This window comes from Herbaspirillum lusitanum P6-12, from assembly GCF_000256565.1.
GTDB lineage: Bacteria > Pseudomonadota > Gammaproteobacteria > Burkholderiales > Burkholderiaceae_D > Herbaspirillum > Herbaspirillum lusitanum.
On record NZ_AJHH01000397.1, the window covers coordinates 24,500 to 43,570 of the forward strand.

A 19,071-nucleotide genomic window follows, 5' to 3' on the forward strand; every position below is an offset into this window, starting at 1 on the left:
CGCTTGTCAAAATTGAAAATAGAGAAATCGAGACGAGTAATTCATCATCAAAACTGAAGCCGACGCAATCGCGCTGAGAGCGATGAGCTTTGAGCGGGACAGGTTTTTATATCCAATTTCCAGACTATTGTGCTGGCGCAATGCGATCCAAATGGCTATACCCTCCAATGGGGCAAGCCAAAGCAATGTCGAGCCGTGTAGTGCGGAGCCTCGAAGTCCATCGGAGCCGACCATGCTCAGGTACCATGAAAAGGTGTGAGTAAGGGAGTCTGATCGGAATGGTACCCACGCAATAACGACCAGTAGCAAGGTGAGACATCTTTGCGTGAAAGGGGTACAGCGATTCCAGGTGCCTTCTTTGCTGTGATAAAGGACGAGCATCAGTCCGTGAATTAAACCCCATAAAGCAAAGGTCCAGTTTGCGCCATGCCACAGGCCGCCCAAAACCATGGTGATCATCAGATTGAGGCGGCGGCGAGCCGGACTGCAGCGATTTCCTCCGAGCGAAATATAGAGATAGTCGCGCAACCATTGACTGAGCGTAATGTGCCAACGTTTCCAGAAGTCTGCTGGATTCAATGCCTTGTAAGGGCTATTGAAGTTGCGCGGTAGTTCAATTCCGAACAGGCGACCAAGGCCGATGGCCATGTCCGAATAGCCGCTGAAATCAAAATAGATTTGCAGAGCAAAACCAATGAGCGCGAGCCATGCCCCGATCATGCCGGCATTGCCAATATCGGAGATCAAAGGATCAATCAGATTCGCGATGCGATCCGCAATCAACACTTTCTTTGCCAGGCCAATGGCGAACAAGTAAATACCCTCTTCCCAGCGAGGTTTGATGCCATTGTTCGCGATGAGGCTCAATTGAGGGATAAGCTGATTGTGTCGTGTCAGCGGGCCGGCAATTAGGTGGGGGAAGAACGTTACGAAAGACAAATATTTTAAAAAATTGGGCTCCGAATCAGCATCTTTTCTATAAATGTCTATTACATAAGAGATCGTCTGAAACGTATAAAAGGAAATTCCGGCGGGGAGAACGACAGTTAGTGCGAGACGAAGATTAGTATGCAGTAGCGTAGATCCGAATAGTGCCTCGATAGATTCTGCTGTATGCAAGAAAAGACCGGAGTATTTGAAGTAGGCCAATAGTCCGAGATTGCACACCAGGGAAATGCATAGATAGAGCTTGCGGTGAGCTTGTGTTGTCGACGTATAAATTTTCCGCCCAACCCAAAAATCCAAGCCTGTGGTGATCGCCATAGGGATCAGAAACCATATGTGCCCCGCAAATGCATAGAAAACGGCGCTGCATACCGTGAGCCAGAACAGAAGGGCATTTCTTCTTAGTGCCGCAGCGACCAATAGCGAGAGCGGTAGAAAAACAAAAATAAAATCAAGCGAATTGAATAACACTTAACTATGCCTGCAGTAGGATTTGAAATGCAAATGAGGTAGCGAGGAAAAACCTTGATATTTGGTGCGTCTTTTCTTTATCTGAACACAAAGATTTTTTCGATCGGTGGAAGAGACACGGCTTCACGAATGACTCATGCTGAATTTGTTGTCCGCATACATGCGGCAAAGCATGGGTTTGCTGTTGTCCGACGGCAGCGTGTCAACCCCGACAACGACCATGGGCGGCAAATTCTTCACTGCACTCATAGCAAAGTCGACACGTCTTGTACTAGAGGGCGGTAACACAGTCTGAGTTGTGGCAACAGGTGAGCCAGTCTCTGCATCTAGCAAGGAGTGCCACATATTGTGGGGTGCAGAAGATGGGTTGCATTGATAGAGAATGATACTTTGCAAGTTTGCCGTCGCAATATGTTGATTACTGATCCACGGGCCGAATGGTTTATTGTCCGGATCCGCCAAGGATGACGGATGAATCATTGAAACCGAGCCATATGCATTTTTAAAAAACTGAAAAAAATGAGCAGAGCTTGGGCCAAATCGCTTGTAGACCTTGCGGCGTGGATGGGCCGGACGCAATTGAACCGTGACAACGCCAAGATCTGATTTGATGTTATGCGTTGCGAAAGTCTCATGCACATCAACAAAACGAGATTGAAACTGTGTCAGGCGCTCCTTCAGTTTCAGGATCTTTCGGCCTTCCGCATCAAAGAATACGATTTCCAGATTGGCTGTGGTGTTTGTGGCAGCAGCCAGGAACGAATAGAAATTGTTGATACATACGTGGGATGAGATTTCTCCGTCGTCGATGTACATTTGCAGGACAGGTGCGGTCAACGTCAGAGGCGAGACCAGTTGCTTCCATTCTTTCAGCTTGTCCATGGCAGGCTTGGGAAGCAATTGGCGCACAGCTTCTTTGGTGATAGATACGAGACTCATTGCAGAATGTCCTTGAAGAAAGGGAGTTGGCTCAACTCACGCAATGTCGCCAGTCTCGTCGCGCCGCCGATTTTTTTTCCGTAATAGATGGGGGGCAGTGAATGTTCCGCCGCGAGCGTTTGCTGAACCTCGTCCGTATTGAGAACAAGGGGAAGCACTGTTGCGTCAGGACATACCACGTATAGCGTGAAAAATTGAACATCATCGGCAGGACGGAATGCAGCCTGCTCTCGCAGTATCTTTTTGAAATCAATCAGAATTGCCTGAAATGGGCTGACTATTTCGATCCATTTCGCAACGCAATGTCCATCCGGATTCAGCAGCACGCAATGCAGGCGTGCGTCTTTTGTGTAGTTTGTCGTGAAAGACGTGTGAATCACACTGAGATAGGTATTGAGCGTATTCGAGATACAAATTTTTGGCGCTTGGATGAGTGTCGACCAGTCCTTGGCCACTTTGTCATAATTCATCGCGCCACATTGATACAGCACGCCACTGGCAAAGCCGTCGTCACGAAAATATTCCACGTAGTGGTCCTGGGCGCCGATCAATGCCCAGATTTGCTTTGGTTCGATATCGACGGTTTGCCGATCTTGACTGATATTTTGTAGCCGAGTAGGGATGAGGTGAAAGATGATGATCCGGTCTGCGTCATCGGATTCCCATTGTCGGCAATCCAGCAATATGGAAGTACCTGCTGCCAGGTGGGCAATTCCTGTTATTTTTTTCTCTGCAGTTTGTTGTGGCCCATAGACAGTCAAATCAATTTGATAGTCACATGCGAAACCGTGGGTTTCATCTGACTTATTGAGTAGCGTAACGCGAGTATGGAATCCGAGCGAACGAAGTGTTCTGATCTGGAATGTGTGTATGGCATCAAGTCGGAAGTCATGTAGGGCTGCGCTCACGGGAATGCTACTCCATATTCAGGTCTGCGTTGATGAGGCCGCATTTTATCAGAGTTAAGTTCCCTATATTTGGTCCTAAAGCACCTCTAAACCGCAGGTTTGATCTAAGAATTTCCACGGTAACGGTTTCCTATTTACGCCGATTCCTTATCAAATTGGTTAAAATGGAGGGTTGCCGGTAATGGGTTGGGTACTTAACTAAAACGCAATGAAAAAAAGAGCTTACATTTCTGGATTTGACTCGAATATCGTACTGCATCTCAAGAAGTTTATGGATGTTCGCGTTTGGATGCATGACGAGGCCGGTTGTACCCACCATGTTGGTAAATTGACATCGTTGGATTTCCCAATCGAATCTTTGCCGGCTTCGCCTGTGGATCGTGACTGCTATCACAATGTATATGGAAGTTTGCCGGTCTTTATCGATATCTATTCTCGCAGCTTTCCCTACTACGAAAAAAGTTATCACGGCTTGCTCAATGCTTTCAATTTGCTATTTGGGTATTGCTACCGGCTTCTGACATCGGAGCGTATCGAATATGTGGTTTTTGCCAATATTCCGCATGAAGCGGTTGACTTCATTGTCGAGAGAATTGCCCGCTATCTCAAGCTTCCTGTGTTGATGTGCCATCAAAGCCCATTCCCGGATCGTTTCTGGGTATTGCGAGATTTGAATGATTTTGGCCGATTTGCCGAGATTCCTGAGCTTTCTTCCAATGAGCACTACCGGCTGGAGCGTGAGTTCAACTGGTTCTACATGCAGACTGGAGACTACCAATACGGTGCTAAGAAGCTGTTAAAGGACATCCTTGTGGCGCCGCTGTCTTTTCCGTATGCATTTTACAAATATAAGAAGGCGTTCGATTTTCGGCGAAATCTTGAGCGTCGTATTGCGCCGAATATCAGTTTGGATTGTAAATATGTCTATTTCCCTTTGCATTTGCAGCCTGAGCTGACGACGTCGGCCTTGGGTGGTATTTATTCCGATCAGTTGCTGGCGCTTGAGCGTCTTGACGAGGTTTTGCCTGCCGATTGGCTGATTTACGTGAAAGAAAATCCGAAGCAAACTGACATGCAGCGAGATGCTGAATTTTTTCAGCGGCTTGAGATGTTGCGAAATGTTCGGATTGTTCCAATGGCGACAAATTCGCTGGAGTTGATTCGCGCTTCGCAATTCGTCGCGACAATCACAGGGACCGCAGGATGGGAGGCGATATCGCTTGGCAAGAAAACGCTTGTCTTCGGTTTGCCCTGGTACCGATATCTGCCGGGAGTTTTTCGTTTCGACGCAGGGTTTTCTATCGATACCCTTTGCGCTGCAGAAACCGCTGATCCGCTGGTTCTGGAGGCAGCCGTCAGGAAGCTGCTGGGCAAAGCAGCGGAGGGAGTTGTCGATCCTTTGTACTGCGTTCTAGTGGAGGCATATGCCAACGAGAAAAATGCGCTGAAGGTAGCGCGTGCTGTCGAGGTACTGGTCTGCAGTGATGAGGCGTAAGTAAGGCCCATCGGTTGAGTTTATTTTTCTGTCTCCGCATATACAGCCACGTGGAGATGAATTCGTAAGGTCTAGAGGAGTTTGTTCGGTGGGAATTGCAAGTGTAATGTCCAGCATGAAACGAAAAATTGCCGGTCTGGTGGGGCAATATCGTTTGTCCGACACAGAGCGTGCTTATTTCAACGTGCTCAAAAATATGAGCAAAAAACATGCTGGGCCAGCGGCTCCGGTAGTTTTGCTGCAATGTGTTGAAGATTACTATTATCTGGGATTGTTCGCACTCATTGCAACCCAATTGCGGCAGCTGAAAAGTGTTTCTATTGAACAGTATGTAGTTCGGAACCTGAGACCTGGTGCCTCGGAGTCAATTCGCAACGTAATTCGTGCGTTTGTTTTTGTAAATTGGTTTACTGACGGCAAATGGGTTCGGTTGTATTCATCATTTTGTGATCGGGTGGCTTTCCGCAATGTAGGCTTGTTCGTGTCTTTGTTTGATATTCCGAACGCACTGCGCGCCTTCAGGCTCTGGAAAAGTTTGGATACCAAACATGATCTCCTCAAGTTGCATATCAATGGTATCTCCGTTGGCGATCTCGTTTATGACAGTTATTTGAGATTCAAGCCGGCAGCCACCGTCAATTTGAAGGACGTCTATCTGTGGATCATCATCTGGCAAGCGTACCGTAATGTCCGCGTAAGCGAGAAATATTTTATACGTGCAAAGCCACTACTGTTCTTTGCGTCCTACAGCTCCTATATCCAGCATGGCATTCCGGTGCGGGTTGCTTTGAATATGGGCATCGAGGTATTCACGCTGGGGAACTATCAAGAGCTGGCCAAACGATTGTCTTTGCAGGATTGGTTTCATACTCGTGCGCACGAACAATACCAGCGTGAGTGGCTGCGGCTGAGCGATAAGGAGAGGAAAATCGCAGACGCTGAGCAAGGCCTGGCAGCGCGATTGGCGGGCGGAGTCGATGCCGCTACTGCCTATATGCGGGCTTCTGCCTATGCCAACACTGGGGAGTCGGTGCCAGATGTTCACGGTGCACTCGTGATCTTCATGCATGACTTTTTCGACAGCCCACATTGTCATCAATGGATGTTGTTTCCGGATTTTTTGGAGTGGGTCGAGCACACAATCAGGATTGCCGAAAAGTATAATTTGAAGGTTTTCTGGAAGCCGCATCCCAATCAGATTGCCGCCAGTGCTGACGTTGTCTCGGCGTTGATGATCCGTCATCCCGGTGTGAAATTTCTGTCCTCTCGCATTACCAATCGGCAATTGGTTGACGCCGGCATTATTTGCGCATTGACGGTATATGGTACCGTCGCTCATGAAATTGCTTACCTTGGTGTACCGGTTATTGCGTGCGGTGATCATCCGCATATCAGTTTTGATTTTTGTTTTACGGCGACGACCATCAATGAATATGACCGGTTGTTGCAAAACTATGCCCGCCTGGAATTCGACCTGAATGACATGCGGCGTCAATGCCTGGAATTTTATTTCATGCACAGTCTGAATGTGTCCTCGGCTGAGCAGATGCTGCTGAACGCCATTGGGCGGTACAGGACGGCGTTTTATTCCGACGCAATTCCACCTGATGCCGCAAGATTCCAGGTCTTGTTGTCTGCAATCAGTGAGCAAGATGTTTTCCGTGAGCAGGTACGGAGCTGTCTTCTTTTAGCAGAGCCGGTTTGATCCACAACCTTGTTGTGTCGACGGCCAAGTGATGTGGGCAGAGAAATTGTCTGCTATTTGAAAATTTACGTAATGAATAAAAAACATTCACAGTCTTTCACGTTTTTGAGCAGTTTTGTTGGTCGAAAGACCGGGATAGCGCTATTGCTATCGGTGTTATTGATGTCCGTCCTGGATTTGATTGGCATTGCGATTATTTTCCCCTATCTGCAAATCATATCCTTGCCGGGTGAGTTCGCGCAGAAATGGTTGCCAGTTGGAATGAGGGATATTTCGGCACGAGCGCTATTGTTTTGGCTGAGCGGGGGATTGGCGCTTTTCTATATCGCAAAGAATTTCCTTCAAATGCGGCTGACCAGATACCAGTTCAAAAGTGCTGCTGAACTAACTCAGCGTCTGACGGATGACACCATTTCCTTGGTGCTGGGAGCACGCTACGCTACTTTTCAAAAATTCCCTGCCTCCGAAATTGTCGGCATCGCTTCTTCAAACACTGTACATGCCACATTGGTGTTTCAGGCTCTACTGCAAATCATCAACGAAATTGTTTTTTTAAGTTTGTTACTCTTGGCGATATTCAAGATCAATTTTTCGCTGGGCTGTGCGTCTGTGGTCATGATCGTTCTTTTGACAATTGGACTGTACTTCTCCGTTATCAAACGCACCCAGCAACTGGGTTATGTTCAGGCAGTTGCCAACCGGAAGCGTTACGAGTTGCAGTTTTCTATCGTCACCGCGATCCGCGATATCAAGGTGATGGGATTGGCTGTGCTATTTGATCGGCGTAGCAGAAAAATATCCGAGTCTTTTGCCGACGTTACCTGGAAATATGGATTGAATGGCGTACTTCCGCGGCTGTATATAGAGCTCTTCATGTTGTTGGCGTTTGTCTGCGCAATTGTGCTGCTGGTATTGTCCGGAGGGGATCTGAAATCAATGGTGCCCGTACTCGGGGTTATCGCCATTACTGCCATCAGGGCCATTCCGTCATTCTCGCGCCTCATCGTCGGAGTCAATGCTGTAAGGTATTCGCTCTCCTCGATGGAGGATCTGATCCTGACGCGCGATACTTTGGTTCAATCCGCACATGTGAGAAGTGTTGATCAAATCACCTTCGAGCGGGAAATTGAGTTGCGCAATGTCTCTTTCAACTATGGCGACAGTCCTATTCTCAGAAATGTGAATTTGCGTATCCCGCGTGGTGGTGCAATTGGCATAGTAGGTCCATCAGGTTCGGGCAAGACAACGCTGCTGGATATCATTACGGGCCTTCAGGAGGCTGATTCCGGAGCAATATATGCTGACGATCGGCAATTCAATCCATTTACCAGTCACTCCCTGGAGCAGATGGTGGGTTATGTCCCGCAGGCGATTACTCTGCTCAATGAGTCCATCGCCTTCAACATCACATTTGAACAAGAGTACGACGGACAGCGGCTTGCCAAAGTGTTGAGTATCGCCAATCTCGACGCGTTTATCGAGGGGCTTCCGGATGGGGTTATGACGCTTGCCGGAGAAGATGGGCTGCGTCTTTCCGGCGGGCAGCGACAACGCATTGGTATTGCCCGGGCCTTGTACCGGGATCCCCAGTTGTTGGTGTTTGATGAGGCCACCAGTGCATTGGACACGATCTCCGAAGATGAAATATCAAAGGAAATCGAGCAGCTGCGGAAGACGATAAGCATTGTCATCGTGGCTCATCGATTGTCTACCGTCGTAAGTTGCGATGTGATTTACGTGATGGCGCACGGCTATGTTGTAGACGCCGGATCTCATCAGGAGCTTTTGGCGCGTTGTGCCCTTTATCGCGAGATGCATGTCCTGCAGGCGCAATCCGGATCTGAACACACGAATTGATTTTTCCAATGGATATTGAAATTACTCTTCTTGCCCCGATTGTTCTTTTTGTCTACAACCGGCCAGAACATACCAGAAAAGCGATAGAAAGCCTCCAGCAAAACGATCTTGCCGGTGACAGCGATCTGTTCATATATTCTGATGCAGCAAAAAATGAACTTGCCGGGCCGGCAGTGCAGCAAGTGCGTGAATACTTGAAAACGATTTCTGGCTTCAAGAGCGTGACGGTAGTTGAACGCTCCCGCAACTGGGGATTGGCTCGTTCCATCATTGATGGCGCAAGTACGCTCAGCAGCCAGTTTGGACGGGTCATTGTGCTCGAAGATGATTTGGTCACATCGCGCCATTTCCTTCGTTTCATGAACGAAGCGTTGACACTGTATGCGGACGATGACCGGGTCATTTCCATTCATGGCTATGTCTCGCCGGTAAAAGGTCCGCTGCCGGAGACCTTTTTCCTGCGTGGAGCAGACTGCTGGGGATGGGCGACCTGGCAGCGGGGGTGGAACGAGTTTCAGCCAGACTCTGCCCAGCTGTTGGCAGAGCTGACGCGCAGAAAACTCACCGGAACGTTCGACTACGATGGCGCCTACCCCCATACCAATATGCTCAAGATGCAGATGACCGGGCGCGTCGATTCATGGGCAATTCGTTGGCACGCGAGTGCATTTCTGAAAGACAAGCTCACCCTGTACCCGGGTAAAAGTCTGGTTGCAAACATTGGCAACGACAGTAGCGGCACGCATTGCGGCGCAACTGACATGTTTTCGGGGGAAATATCATCTGACCGGCTTCATGTCGGCGACATAGCGGTACAGGAAAGTCAGGTCGGACGAGCCGCGATGCGCGATTTTTATAGCGCTCACAAGATTTCCCTGTTCCGGCGCATCGTCAGGAAGCTCGGAACGCTCTACCGAAAGAGTGTTATTTCATTGGGGTTTGCCGGTTAGGCAATTTATCGTATCCGTAATTGAGGAAATATCATGGTCTGTCCGTTGTGCTCCGAACAAAAATACATGACATTAAGTCAAGTGGATGTAGCCGTCCTTGCTGATCGATGGAAGCTGAATTTTGGGTTCGATCCATTTGTCGGAAAATTTACTGAAAAGACGATTGACCGAAGGCAATGTGTCGACTGTGCATTGATCTATCATTCCCCCGAGTTTTTGGGAGATGCAGATTTTTACGCACAGCTGTCCAAGCACGACTGGTACTACGAAGCTGAAAAGTGGGAGTTTCATCGCGCTCTTGACGTTATCAAATCTGCTCGTCCTGAAACCTTGCTGGAACTCGGATGTGGCGCGGGAGAATTCTTGCTGAAGGCTGCGACTGCGGTCAATTATTCTCTTGGCTTGGACATCAATCCAGATGCTTTGGAAGCCGCGCGTAAAAGGGGCCTGAATGTTCGGCAGGACGACATAGAAAAATTGCAGGAGAAGTTTGACATGATCGTCATGTTCGAAGTTTTGGAGCACTTGTATCGACCATCTCAAATCTTGCAGGCCTTGGCCGGCGTACTCAATCCCGGTGGCGTATTGCTCGTATCGGTGCCCAATCCGGACGGCTATTTGAAAGATGTCGATCTCGCATTGTTGGATATGCCTCCACATCACAATACTGCCTGGAAAAAAGAGACCTTCGAGTTTTGTGCTCGGAAACTGGGATTGGAAATTGTGCGATATGAGACGGAGAGCCTGCGCTACGTTCATTACCGAGGTCTGCTGTCGTCATTGATTCATCGTGAAACGAAGAACAAATATTTGCGCAAGGTGCAGCAATTGATTGCGATCTTGATGGCGCCGGTCTTGTTCATCTCAGGTGGAAACAAGATCGTGGGACAAACGCACCTGGCGGTATTCAAGAAAAGTATTTAGTCGCTTATCCAGGGATTGCATCACTTTTGTACGCTCCGAAATTTGCAAGACCTTTACTCTCTGAAATGATCTGTTCGTGAATTTATTAATCGTCAATACATTTGATAATCAAGGTGGCGCTGCGTTGGCGACCTACCGTTTGCATTCGGGGGAGTGAATTCTCGCATGCTTGTTCAAACTAAAAAGACAGATGATTTTAGCGTCACAGGGCCAGATGGGAAGTGGAAAAAAGCCGTGGTAGCAGTTCGCCCCGCTTTGGAGGAACTGCGTCTGCGTTCATACCGTGGCCGGAAGAAATTGCTGTTTTCTTCTGCGTGGCTTCCAGGAGACTGGTTATCAAGAGTAAATAAAGCCAATCCGGACATCGTACATTTGTTCTGGGTAAACGGTGGGTTCTTGAGAATTGAACACCTGAAGCACGTCAATCGACCCATAGTCTGGACATTGCACGATATGTGGCCATTTACCGGCGGCTGTCATTATGACGATGAGTGCGGAGCATTTCGCGAGTCTTGCGGCCAATGCCCTCTGTTAAATTCGGAACAAGAGCAAGATCTGTCCCGAAAAGTCTGGTCCCGAAAGAAAGCTTCGTGGAGCAATGTACCCATGGTTATCGTCGCCACCAGTCATTGGTTGGCGGATATGGCAAGGGCCAGTTCGCTGTTCCGGGATCAGCGCATAGAAGTGATTCCAAACGGGATCGATACCGACAAATACAAGCCGCTCGACAAAGCCGCAGCGCGTGCTGCTTACAACTTGCCCCAGGACAAGCGACTGATCTTGTTTTCAGCAGTTAATGCCGTGTCTGACAAACGCAAGGGCGGTCAATTTCTGATACCTGCTTTGCAGAGCTTGGCGGCCAATGGATGGAGTGACAGCGCCGAGCTTGTCATCATTGGAGCATCCAGGCCAGAGATACCTTTGGATCTTGGGCTGCCAGTACACTATGTGGGGCATCTTCACGATGAAATCAGTCAGGTGCTACTCTATTCTGCCGCTGATGTTGTAGTCGCGCCTTCAGTACAGGAAAATCTGTCGAACACGGTTCTGGAGGCCTTGGCGTGCGGTATTCCGGTCGTCGCATTTGATGTCGGGGGCATGCCGGACATGATTGACCATCAGAGTAACGGTTATCTGGCAACGCCATTCCAAGTGGACGACCTGGTCAATGGGATTGCCTGGGTATTGGAGAACGATGTACGTCATGGCTTACTGTCAAAGACTGCGCGTGACATCGTCCTTGATCGCTACGATTTGCCCAAGATCGCCAAGCGCTATTCTGAGCTCTATGAAAGTATTACTCTTCTTTGAAAGGTGACTTCGTTGATTATTGGCTCGGGCTTGTTGGCCACTGCGTTTTCGACTTCATTTTCGGCACGTGCGGGCATCTGTATTTATGCTGCAGGCGTATCCAATTCGGGATGCACCGATGTCAAAGAGTTTGTGCGCGAACGCCTGCGTTTGGAGCAGGCATTGTCGCAAATTTCGAGCGAGACTGTCTTCGTCTATTTTGGAACATGCAGCATCGCGGATCCGGATTTGAAAAATGCACCTTATGTTTTACACAAATTGGCGATGGAGAACATAGCGCGGGAACATCCTCTGCACTTGATTTTGCGCTTGCCTCAAGTGGTGGGAAAGACGCCCAATCCACATACACTGCTGAATTTTCTTTTCTCTCGCATTTCTCGCAGCGAGGGATTCAAGCTGTGGCATAAGGCGAAACGAAACATCATCGATGTTGCAGACGTTGTCAAGATCACCGAACAGTTGCTGATGCTCGAGTCATCGCAGGGTTCTACCTTCAACATTGCCAATACCTCGGCGGATTCCGTTGCCGATATCGTCAAAGCGATGGAGAGTGCGCTTGGCAAGCCAGCAGTGTTTGAGGATGTGGATCTGGGCTCGGAATATGCGATAGATACGAGTGCCATTGTCCCTTTGTTAAGCCATGCCGGGGTGTGCTTTGATTCCGCTTATCTGCAGAGAGTTGTCAATAAATACTATCGAAACGTTTAGCATCGCGTGTGTGTAATGGCGTTGAATTTAGTGCTTACCTATAAATCAAGAATTGCGCACTATGTATGAAGTCACTTGCGTGGATCCGGCTTTTAGTACGACTCGCCGGCTCACGCGTAATCCACCGGCGCCTGCCGATTTCGCCAATGGGAAATTTGAATTTTCCTTGCGCTTTTCCCAGTCTGGCCTACCCTCCGCAGAGGGGGGATTGAGGACGCGAGGATATTTCAAGCGCAGCACCGCCAATGATGAGCGCCGTCCGCTGATTACGATCATTACTGCAGTTTTCAATGCTCAAAAGACTTTGGCCGCCACCATTGAAAGCGTCATCAATCAGTCTTACGACAACATCGAATTTATTATCGTGGACGGTGGATCTACGGATGCTAGCGTCGATATCATGAGGAAATACGATCAATACATCGACTACTGGGTCAGCCAGCCGGATGCCGGCATTTATGATGCATGGAATCGGGGCGTCAAATTGGCAAGTGGTGATTGGCTTGCTTTTCTGGGCGCGGATGACGCCTACCTCAGCGGCGCCATAGACGGTTATGTGGATTTTCTCGCAAACCATCCTTCAGGCACGCTTGAGTTTGTTTCCTCAAAGGTGAGTCTGGTTAAGGATACGAAAGTATTGCGAGAAGTCGGCCACGCCTGGCGTTGGTCAATATTCCGACAATATATGGGAGTTGCGCATGTGGGCGCCATGCATCGACGCACGCTGTTTGAAAAATATGGATTGTTCGACGACAGTTTCAAGATTTGCGGCGACTACGAGTTGCTGCTGCGTCCTCGCGATCGCCTTGGTGCAGACTTTTTTGACGAGGTGACAGTGAACATGGAAGTCGGGGGCGTTAGCGATGCGAATGTCAGGGTCTTTGACGAGGCCGCGAGGGCAAAAATTCTGAGCGGAAAGAGAAGCGTCCTGCTGAGCCACCTGGAAAAGCATTGGGCGAAACTGAAATGGCGCGTTCGTAAATATTTGTCTAAATGATATTTTTGGCCTCCTGCGAGGAATTTCCAGATGAACACCCCCCCCGGGAGGCGGGAATATCTTTGTCACTTGTTGCGCATCGGTATATACGTAGGCGGATTTCAAGTATTTGACTTGAAAATAACCGGTCTGCGTTCTCGAATGCACTAGAATTGCGTGTGTTTTTTGCTCAGTGCTGGAGTGCCATCATTAATATCCTTCCAATTTGCGTATTGGTCCGCGTTGCGGGCAATACGATTCCCCATGCCTGTGGCGTGATACGGAGTCTGGTTTGACACGCAGGTTGTTCATTCACGCTACGAACGTTCATCAAGGCGGTGGTCTTACTCTTCTGAATGCTTTACTCGCCGTGTTGCCTGAGGGCATGCAAACTGTACTGTCTTTGCACGAGCGGGTTGTACTTTCAGTCGAATTGAGCCAGGGCAGGGTCGTGCGGCGTGCGCCGCCAACAATTGTCGGTCGCTTCATGGCGGAGATGTGGTTGCGCCGCAGTGTGGGAACGGCGGACATCCTCTTGTCGTTTGGCAATCTTCCTCCACTGTTCAAAAATCGGGGATACGCCGTTGTCTTTGTTCAGAACCGTTATCTGGTCAATGACGTGGAGCTTGATTCCACCTCGTTCAAGACATGGTTTCGGCTTTTTTTCGAACGGTTGTGGCTGCATTCGCGCATCACAAATGCCGATCTCCTGATTGTCCAGACACCATCGATGAAGAGGGCGCTGGAAGCATTGACCAGAAATCGGGTGCTGGTTTCCACCTTGCCGTTTGTGGCGGATCCCGCAGGATACGTCCGACAGGCGGTGCCGGTCTCCCTACGTGAAAAAAAAGAGACCGACTTCATTTATGTCGCCTCCGGCGATCGGCACAAGAATCACCGGCGCCTGATTGAGGCGTGGTGTTTGTTGGCGGCAGAAGGTTTTTATCCATCGCTGACTCTTACGCTCGATAGCGGCAATTTTGTAGAGCTTTGTGGCTGGGTGATGCGCAAAACCAAAGAACATGGACTGCGCATCAATAATGTCTCGGTCATCGCGCATGACAAGATCGGCGAGTTATATAGCAGGGCGGGAGCCTTGATCTATGCGTCGACAATGGAATCGTTTGGTTTGCCTCTGATTGAGGCCCGGCAGGCGGGGCTGCCGATATTGGCGTCAGAACTGGACTATGTGCGGGACGTTGTGGATCCGGAGCAGACGTTTGATCCGGAATCACCGATATCGATAGCGCGGGCGGTCAGGCGGTTCATGGGATGGGAAGCGCCGGCAGCCAAATTGCAAGACGCTCGCACCTTCCTTGACCACGTGCTTAAAAGCGCCGAAAACAATCAGGATTGAAGGTGCTCTCAGAGGAGGCTCTCGGAACAGGCCGCAGCCTTGTCTGATTTCCCTGCGGATCTTTTGATTTTGAATCTGTCGAAATGAAAATATTGATTGTCAGCCAACATTTCTGGCCGGAAGGTTTTCCCATCAACGACATGGCGAAAGCGTTGGCGGCCAAGGGATTGGACGTAGATGTCCTGACCGGCAAGCCAAATTATCCCGATGGAGAGTATTTTCCGGGCTATAAGGGATTCGGTTGTCAGCAGGAGGCAATCGACGGCGTCACGGTCTATCGCGTGCCGCTGGTGGCCAGAGGGAATCGCAGCGCCGTCAGGTTGGTGCTGAACTATTTGTCCTTTATCGCCGCCGCTTGCATCTTTGGCCCTTGGTTACTGCGCCGGCGTCGCTATGACGCTATTTTCGTCTATGCAACATCCCCCATGCTGCAAGCGCTGCCGGCTTTGTTTTTCGGTTTTCTCAAGCGAACCAGAGTGACGGTCTGGGTACAGGATTTATGGCCGGAAAGTCTGGCTGCTACGGGGTATGTCAAAAGCCCTTTCGTCTTGAGGTGCCTTGCAAAAGTCATCGGGTTCATCTACCGCCATACTGACCTGTTGCTGGTTCAGTCGGAAGCATTCAGGCAAAGCGTGCAGGCTCTCGCGCCGGGAAAGCAGGTGATTTATTATCCCAACTCAGTGGATGCCATGTTCAGTACCGAACAACCTGATCTCCTATCCAGCGTGGATGCACCGATGCCGACGTTGCCGGAGCGGGGATTCTCAGTCGTTTTTGCCGGGAATATCGGCGCCGCCCAGGCGGTAGAAGTGATTGTCGGTGCTGCCGAGTTGCTGCGTCATCGCACCGACATTTCTTTTCATGTTTTCGGCAAGGGCAGCAAGTGGGATTGGCTGGCTGAAGAAGTGGGTAAAAGGGGATTGAACAATCTGCATTTGCCGGGTCGTTTTCCGGTTGAAACCATGCCGCGCCTTATGCGACAGGCATCTGCGTTGCTGGTGACGCTGGCGGATGAGCCGATTTTCGCCGCAACAGTGCCAAGCAAGGTGCAGGCATACATGGCTGCGGGTCGGCCGATTATCGCCAGCCTCAACGGTGAAGGCGCCCGTCTGGTAACGCAGGCGCAAGCCGGTCTGGCAGTTCCGGCCGAAGACCCTGTTGCATTGGCCGATGCCGTCCTGCGGCTCGCAACGATGGCGCCTGAAGAGCGGGAACAACTGGGTAGTCGCGGTAAAATGTTCTCCCGGCAACATTTTGATCGGGAGAAGTTAATCGAACAATTGATCATCTATTTATCGGATGCGGCTGGCAATGCCGCAAAAGCGGAATGAAGATTTTAGTCTTGGGTGCAACGGGAATGCTGGGCAACGCAATGATGCGTGTGTTGAGTGAGGCCGTTGATTTCAATGTGCTTGGAACAATGCGTTCCGAAGCGGCAAAGCGCTTCTTTGCACCGGAGATCGCCTCACATCTCATCAGCGGCATTGATGTCGCGGACACTAATGTTCTCGCCGACATTTTCCACAAGCACAAACCCGATGTGGTGATCAATTGCATCGGCTTGATCAAGCAACTGGCGCAGGCGGAAGATCCTGTGGAGGCCATCACGATCAATTCTTTGCTGCCTCAGCGACTGAAAAAACTCTGTGACGCGGCGCACATTCGCCTGATTCATTTCAGCACCGATTGTGTTTTTAGCGGTTCGCGCGGGGGCTACTCCGAAGATGAACTTCCGGATGCTCGTGATCTTTACGGCCGGTCCAAATTACTGGGTGAGGTTGACGGAGAAAATGTCGTGACATTGAGGACCTCCATCATCGGGCACGAACTTGTGGGCGCACACAGTTTGATAGGATGGTTTCTGGCGCAGCAAGGGCAATGCACGGGATACAAAAAAGCCATTTTCTCGGGATTGCCAACGCCGGTCATGGCCGCTATCGTTCGTGACCACGTGATCCCGGCTCCCGATTTGCACGGTTTGTATCATGTGGCGGCAGAGCCGATTTCCAAGTTCGATCTTCTGACTCTCGTTGCGGACGTATACGGAAAGCGTATCGACATCATTCCCGATGAGAGCCTGGTCATCAATCGTTCGTTGAGCGCCGATCGGTTTGCCGGGAAAACGGGATTTCGCGCCGCACCCTGGCGCAAATTGATCGAGGCAATGCACTCGCGCTACAAGGCATCAGACTAAGCCCTTTGGGGTTGAACGAACTGACGTCACAGACATCGCATCAATAAACCATCTATTCATTGTTGAAACCGAGAAATTATATGTTTGATAATAAAGTACTGATGATCACAGGTGGCACCGGCTCTTTCGGCAACACCGTCCTGAAACGTTTTCTTGACACCGCCGTGCGTGAAATCCGCATCTTCAGTCGCGATGAAAAGAAGCAGGAAGACATGCGTATTGCACTGAAAAACGACAAGGTCAAATTTTATATCGGTGACGTACGCAATTACGACAGCATTGCCCAGGCCATGGTTGGCGTCGACTTCGTTTTCCACGCGGCGGCATTGAAGCAAGTTCCGTCCTGCGAGTTCTATCCGATGGAGGCGATTCGCACGAATATCCTCGGTACCGAAAACGTGCTGAATGCAGCTATTGCCTCGAAGGTAAAGCGGGTAGTCGTGTTGAGTACCGACAAGGCGGTTTATCCTATCAATGCAATGGGTATTTCCAAAGCCATGGCCGAGAAACTTGTTACCGCAAAGTCGCGCGGCATTCCGGCCGATGGGCCGCGGATTTGCGCCACACGCTATGGCAATGTGATGGCATCGCGCGGTTCGGTGATTCCGTTGTTTGTATCGCAGTTAAAAGCGGGGCAGCCGCTCACGGTCACGGATCCGAATATGACACGCTTTCTGATGTCACTGGAGGATTCTGTCGATCTGGTGTTGCATGCATTCGAACACGCGCAACAAGGCGATTTGTTCGTACAGAAAGCGCCGGCGTCGACGGTCGCTGATTTGGCTCAGGCATTGCGCGAATTGTTCAAGCTCGACAATCCTGTGAAGGTAATCGGCACTCGCCATGGCGAAAAATTGTATGAATCGTTGATTTCCCGGGAGGAGATGGCCAAGGCGGAAGACATGGGGCGGTACTATCGTGTGCCGGCCGACAATCGGGACCTCAACTACAACAAATATTTCGTCGAGGGCGAGTCGCATATTTCTGAATTGGACGACTACACTTCGCACAATACGCAGCGCCTCAATGTCGAAGAAATCAAGACGCTGTTATTGAAGCTGCCGGAAATTCGGGAGGCGCTTGATGCTTAAGGTCATGACGTTGGTTGGAACGCGTCCGGAGCTGATCAAAATGAGCCGGGTGATCGCCGAGTGCGATCGCCAGTTCAATCACGTGCTGGTGCATTCCGGACAGAACTACGACTACGAATTGAACCAGATCTTTTTCAATGATCTCGAAATTCGTCAGCCGGATTTTTTTCTGGAGGCTGCTGGTGAAACCGCGGCCAAGACAATTGCGGCAGTGATTGAAAAATCCGACGCGTTGTTTGCTCAGGAAAAACCGGATGCGCTGCTTCTGTACGGCGACACCAACACTTGTCTGGCGGTGATCTCGGCAAAGCGAAGAAAGATTCCCGTGTTTCATATGGAAGCGGGCAATCGCTGTTTTGATCAACGTGTTCCGGAAGAACTCAATCGCAAGGTTCTTGATCATCTGTCCGACATCAACATGGTGTTGACTGAGCATGCGAGGCGCTACCTGATCGGCGAGGGCATCAAGCCAGAAACGATCATCAAGACCGGCTCGCACATGCGTGAAGTGATTGACCACTACCGCCCGAAAATTGAAAACTCGGATGTCTTGTCGCGCTTGAATTTCGAGCCCGGGAAATTCTTTGTGGTCAGTGCGCACAGGGAGGAAAATGTCGATTCACCGGAAGCGATCAAGGACTTGCTCGAAACACTGCAGGCGCTGGTGCGCAAGTACGGACTGCCGATCTTTGTGTCGACGCATCCCAGAACACGCAAGCGTCTTGAAGAAATCGGGTACGAAGAACTGGATTCTCGTATTGTGTTTTCCAAGCCGTTGGGTTTTTTTGACTACATGAAACTCCAAATGAATGCGCTTTGCGTGTTGTCTGACAGCGGAACGATTACAGAGGAGGCCTCCTTGCTCAATCTTCCCGCCATCACAATACGCAACGCACATGAGCGTCCTGAAGGCATGGATGTCGGAACATTGATCATGGCAGGGCTTAAGGCAGAGCGTGTCATTGACGCGATTGAAATCATCGCTTCTCAACGTAAGCGCAAAAGTCAACCGGTGCTCCCCGTTGCAGATTACGAAAATCCCAATGTATCGAAGCAAGTCGTCCGCGTGGTAGCTAGTTATGTTGACTACATCAATCGCGTAGTCTGGTCCAAGCCCTGAGATACTCGTTCAAGTATTGAACCTACGGGTGTGATTGCAGTCCTAGACCTCAGCAGGTCGCCGTTAATAATTATTTTGACAATGGAAGAAATACGGATTGCGTTACTCATTTCCCTTGGC

Annotated in this window: 16 protein-coding genes; 13 read left to right on the forward strand and 3 right to left on the reverse strand. The window is 50.0% G+C overall.

All coding sequences use genetic code 11. The features are described from left to right. Nucleotides 1-6: 6 nt before the first annotated feature. The 3 genes from HLUSI_RS0112875 to HLUSI_RS0112885 all read right to left on the reverse strand — a co-directional run bounded on the left by HLUSI_RS0112875 (nt 7) and on the right by HLUSI_RS0112885 (nt 3,263). Nucleotides 7-1,416 (reverse strand): MBOAT family O-acyltransferase, encoded by a 1,410-nt coding sequence (locus HLUSI_RS0112875; RefSeq protein ID WP_016834367.1) that lies wholly within the window; start codon nt 1,414-1,416, stop codon nt 7-9. Nucleotides 1,417-1,539: 123 nt separating this feature from the next. Beyond that, complete coding sequence (locus HLUSI_RS0112880) at nt 1,540-2,355, reverse strand: hypothetical protein (RefSeq protein WP_016834368.1); 816 nt, start codon at nt 2,353-2,355, stop codon at nt 1,540-1,542. Next, the gene (locus HLUSI_RS0112885; protein ID WP_157137848.1) at nt 2,352-3,263 is read right to left on the reverse strand and encodes a hypothetical protein; all 912 of its coding nucleotides are present in this window, start codon (nt 3,261-3,263) and stop codon (nt 2,352-2,354) included. Before HLUSI_RS0112885 ends, HLUSI_RS0112880 begins: the two co-directional genes overlap by 4 nt. A gap of 208 nt (nt 3,264-3,471) precedes the next feature. Between HLUSI_RS0112885 and HLUSI_RS31065 the strand changes: the two genes are divergently transcribed. From HLUSI_RS31065 to wecB, 13 genes are all read left to right on the forward strand, one after another. Beyond that, complete coding sequence (locus HLUSI_RS31065) at nt 3,472-4,758, forward strand: capsular polysaccharide export protein, LipB/KpsS family (RefSeq protein ID WP_016834371.1); 1,287 nt, start codon at nt 3,472-3,474, stop codon at nt 4,756-4,758. Nucleotides 4,759-4,864: 106 nt separating this feature from the next. Next, nucleotides 4,865-6,463, forward strand: coding sequence for a hypothetical protein (locus tag HLUSI_RS0112895; protein ID WP_016834372.1), 1,599 nt, complete (start codon nt 4,865-4,867; stop codon nt 6,461-6,463). A 72-nt stretch (nt 6,464-6,535) separates the two neighbouring features. Beyond that, nucleotides 6,536-8,320 (forward strand): ABC transporter ATP-binding protein, encoded by a 1,785-nt coding sequence (locus tag HLUSI_RS0112900; protein WP_016834373.1) that lies wholly within the window; start codon nt 6,536-6,538, stop codon nt 8,318-8,320. A gap of 8 nt (nt 8,321-8,328) precedes the next feature. After that, a complete protein-coding gene (locus HLUSI_RS0112905; RefSeq protein WP_016834374.1) occupies nt 8,329-9,270 on the forward strand; it encodes a glycosyltransferase family 2 protein in 942 nt (313 codons plus the stop codon). Between the two features lie 33 nt (nt 9,271-9,303). Continuing rightward, nucleotides 9,304-10,194, forward strand: coding sequence for a class I SAM-dependent methyltransferase (locus HLUSI_RS31605; protein WP_083830940.1), 891 nt, complete (start codon nt 9,304-9,306; stop codon nt 10,192-10,194). Nucleotides 10,195-10,359: 165 nt separating this feature from the next. After that, complete coding sequence (locus HLUSI_RS31610) at nt 10,360-11,505, forward strand: glycosyltransferase family 4 protein (RefSeq protein WP_083830941.1); 1,146 nt, start codon at nt 10,360-10,362, stop codon at nt 11,503-11,505. Between the two features lie 12 nt (nt 11,506-11,517). Then, the gene (locus HLUSI_RS0112925) at nt 11,518-12,213 is read left to right on the forward strand and encodes an NAD-dependent epimerase/dehydratase family protein (protein ID WP_029363472.1); all 696 of its coding nucleotides are present in this window, start codon (nt 11,518-11,520) and stop codon (nt 12,211-12,213) included. 61 nt (nt 12,214-12,274) lie between these two features. Beyond that, nucleotides 12,275-13,210, forward strand: coding sequence for a glycosyltransferase family 2 protein (locus HLUSI_RS0112930; RefSeq protein ID WP_029363473.1), 936 nt, complete (start codon nt 12,275-12,277; stop codon nt 13,208-13,210). Between the two features lie 364 nt (nt 13,211-13,574). After that, a complete protein-coding gene (locus HLUSI_RS0112935) occupies nt 13,575-14,546 on the forward strand; it encodes a glycosyltransferase (RefSeq protein ID WP_238533994.1) in 972 nt (323 codons plus the stop codon). An 83-nt stretch (nt 14,547-14,629) separates the two neighbouring features. Beyond that, the gene (locus tag HLUSI_RS0112940; protein WP_016834381.1) at nt 14,630-15,877 is read left to right on the forward strand and encodes a glycosyltransferase family 4 protein; all 1,248 of its coding nucleotides are present in this window, start codon (nt 14,630-14,632) and stop codon (nt 15,875-15,877) included. Further along, complete coding sequence (locus tag HLUSI_RS0112945; protein WP_016834382.1) at nt 15,874-16,740, forward strand: dTDP-4-dehydrorhamnose reductase family protein; 867 nt, start codon at nt 15,874-15,876, stop codon at nt 16,738-16,740. Before HLUSI_RS0112940 ends, HLUSI_RS0112945 begins: the two co-directional genes overlap by 4 nt. Before the next feature lie 80 nt (nt 16,741-16,820). After that, nucleotides 16,821-17,831: a polysaccharide biosynthesis protein gene (locus HLUSI_RS0112950; RefSeq protein ID WP_029363474.1), complete on the forward strand. Its 1,011-nt coding sequence runs from the start codon at nt 16,821-16,823 to the stop codon at nt 17,829-17,831. Next, nucleotides 17,824-18,951, forward strand: coding sequence for a non-hydrolyzing UDP-N-acetylglucosamine 2-epimerase (gene wecB / locus HLUSI_RS0112955; protein ID WP_029363475.1), 1,128 nt, complete (start codon nt 17,824-17,826; stop codon nt 18,949-18,951). Before HLUSI_RS0112950 ends, wecB begins: the two co-directional genes overlap by 8 nt. The last annotated feature ends 120 nt before the right edge of the window (nt 18,952-19,071 follow it).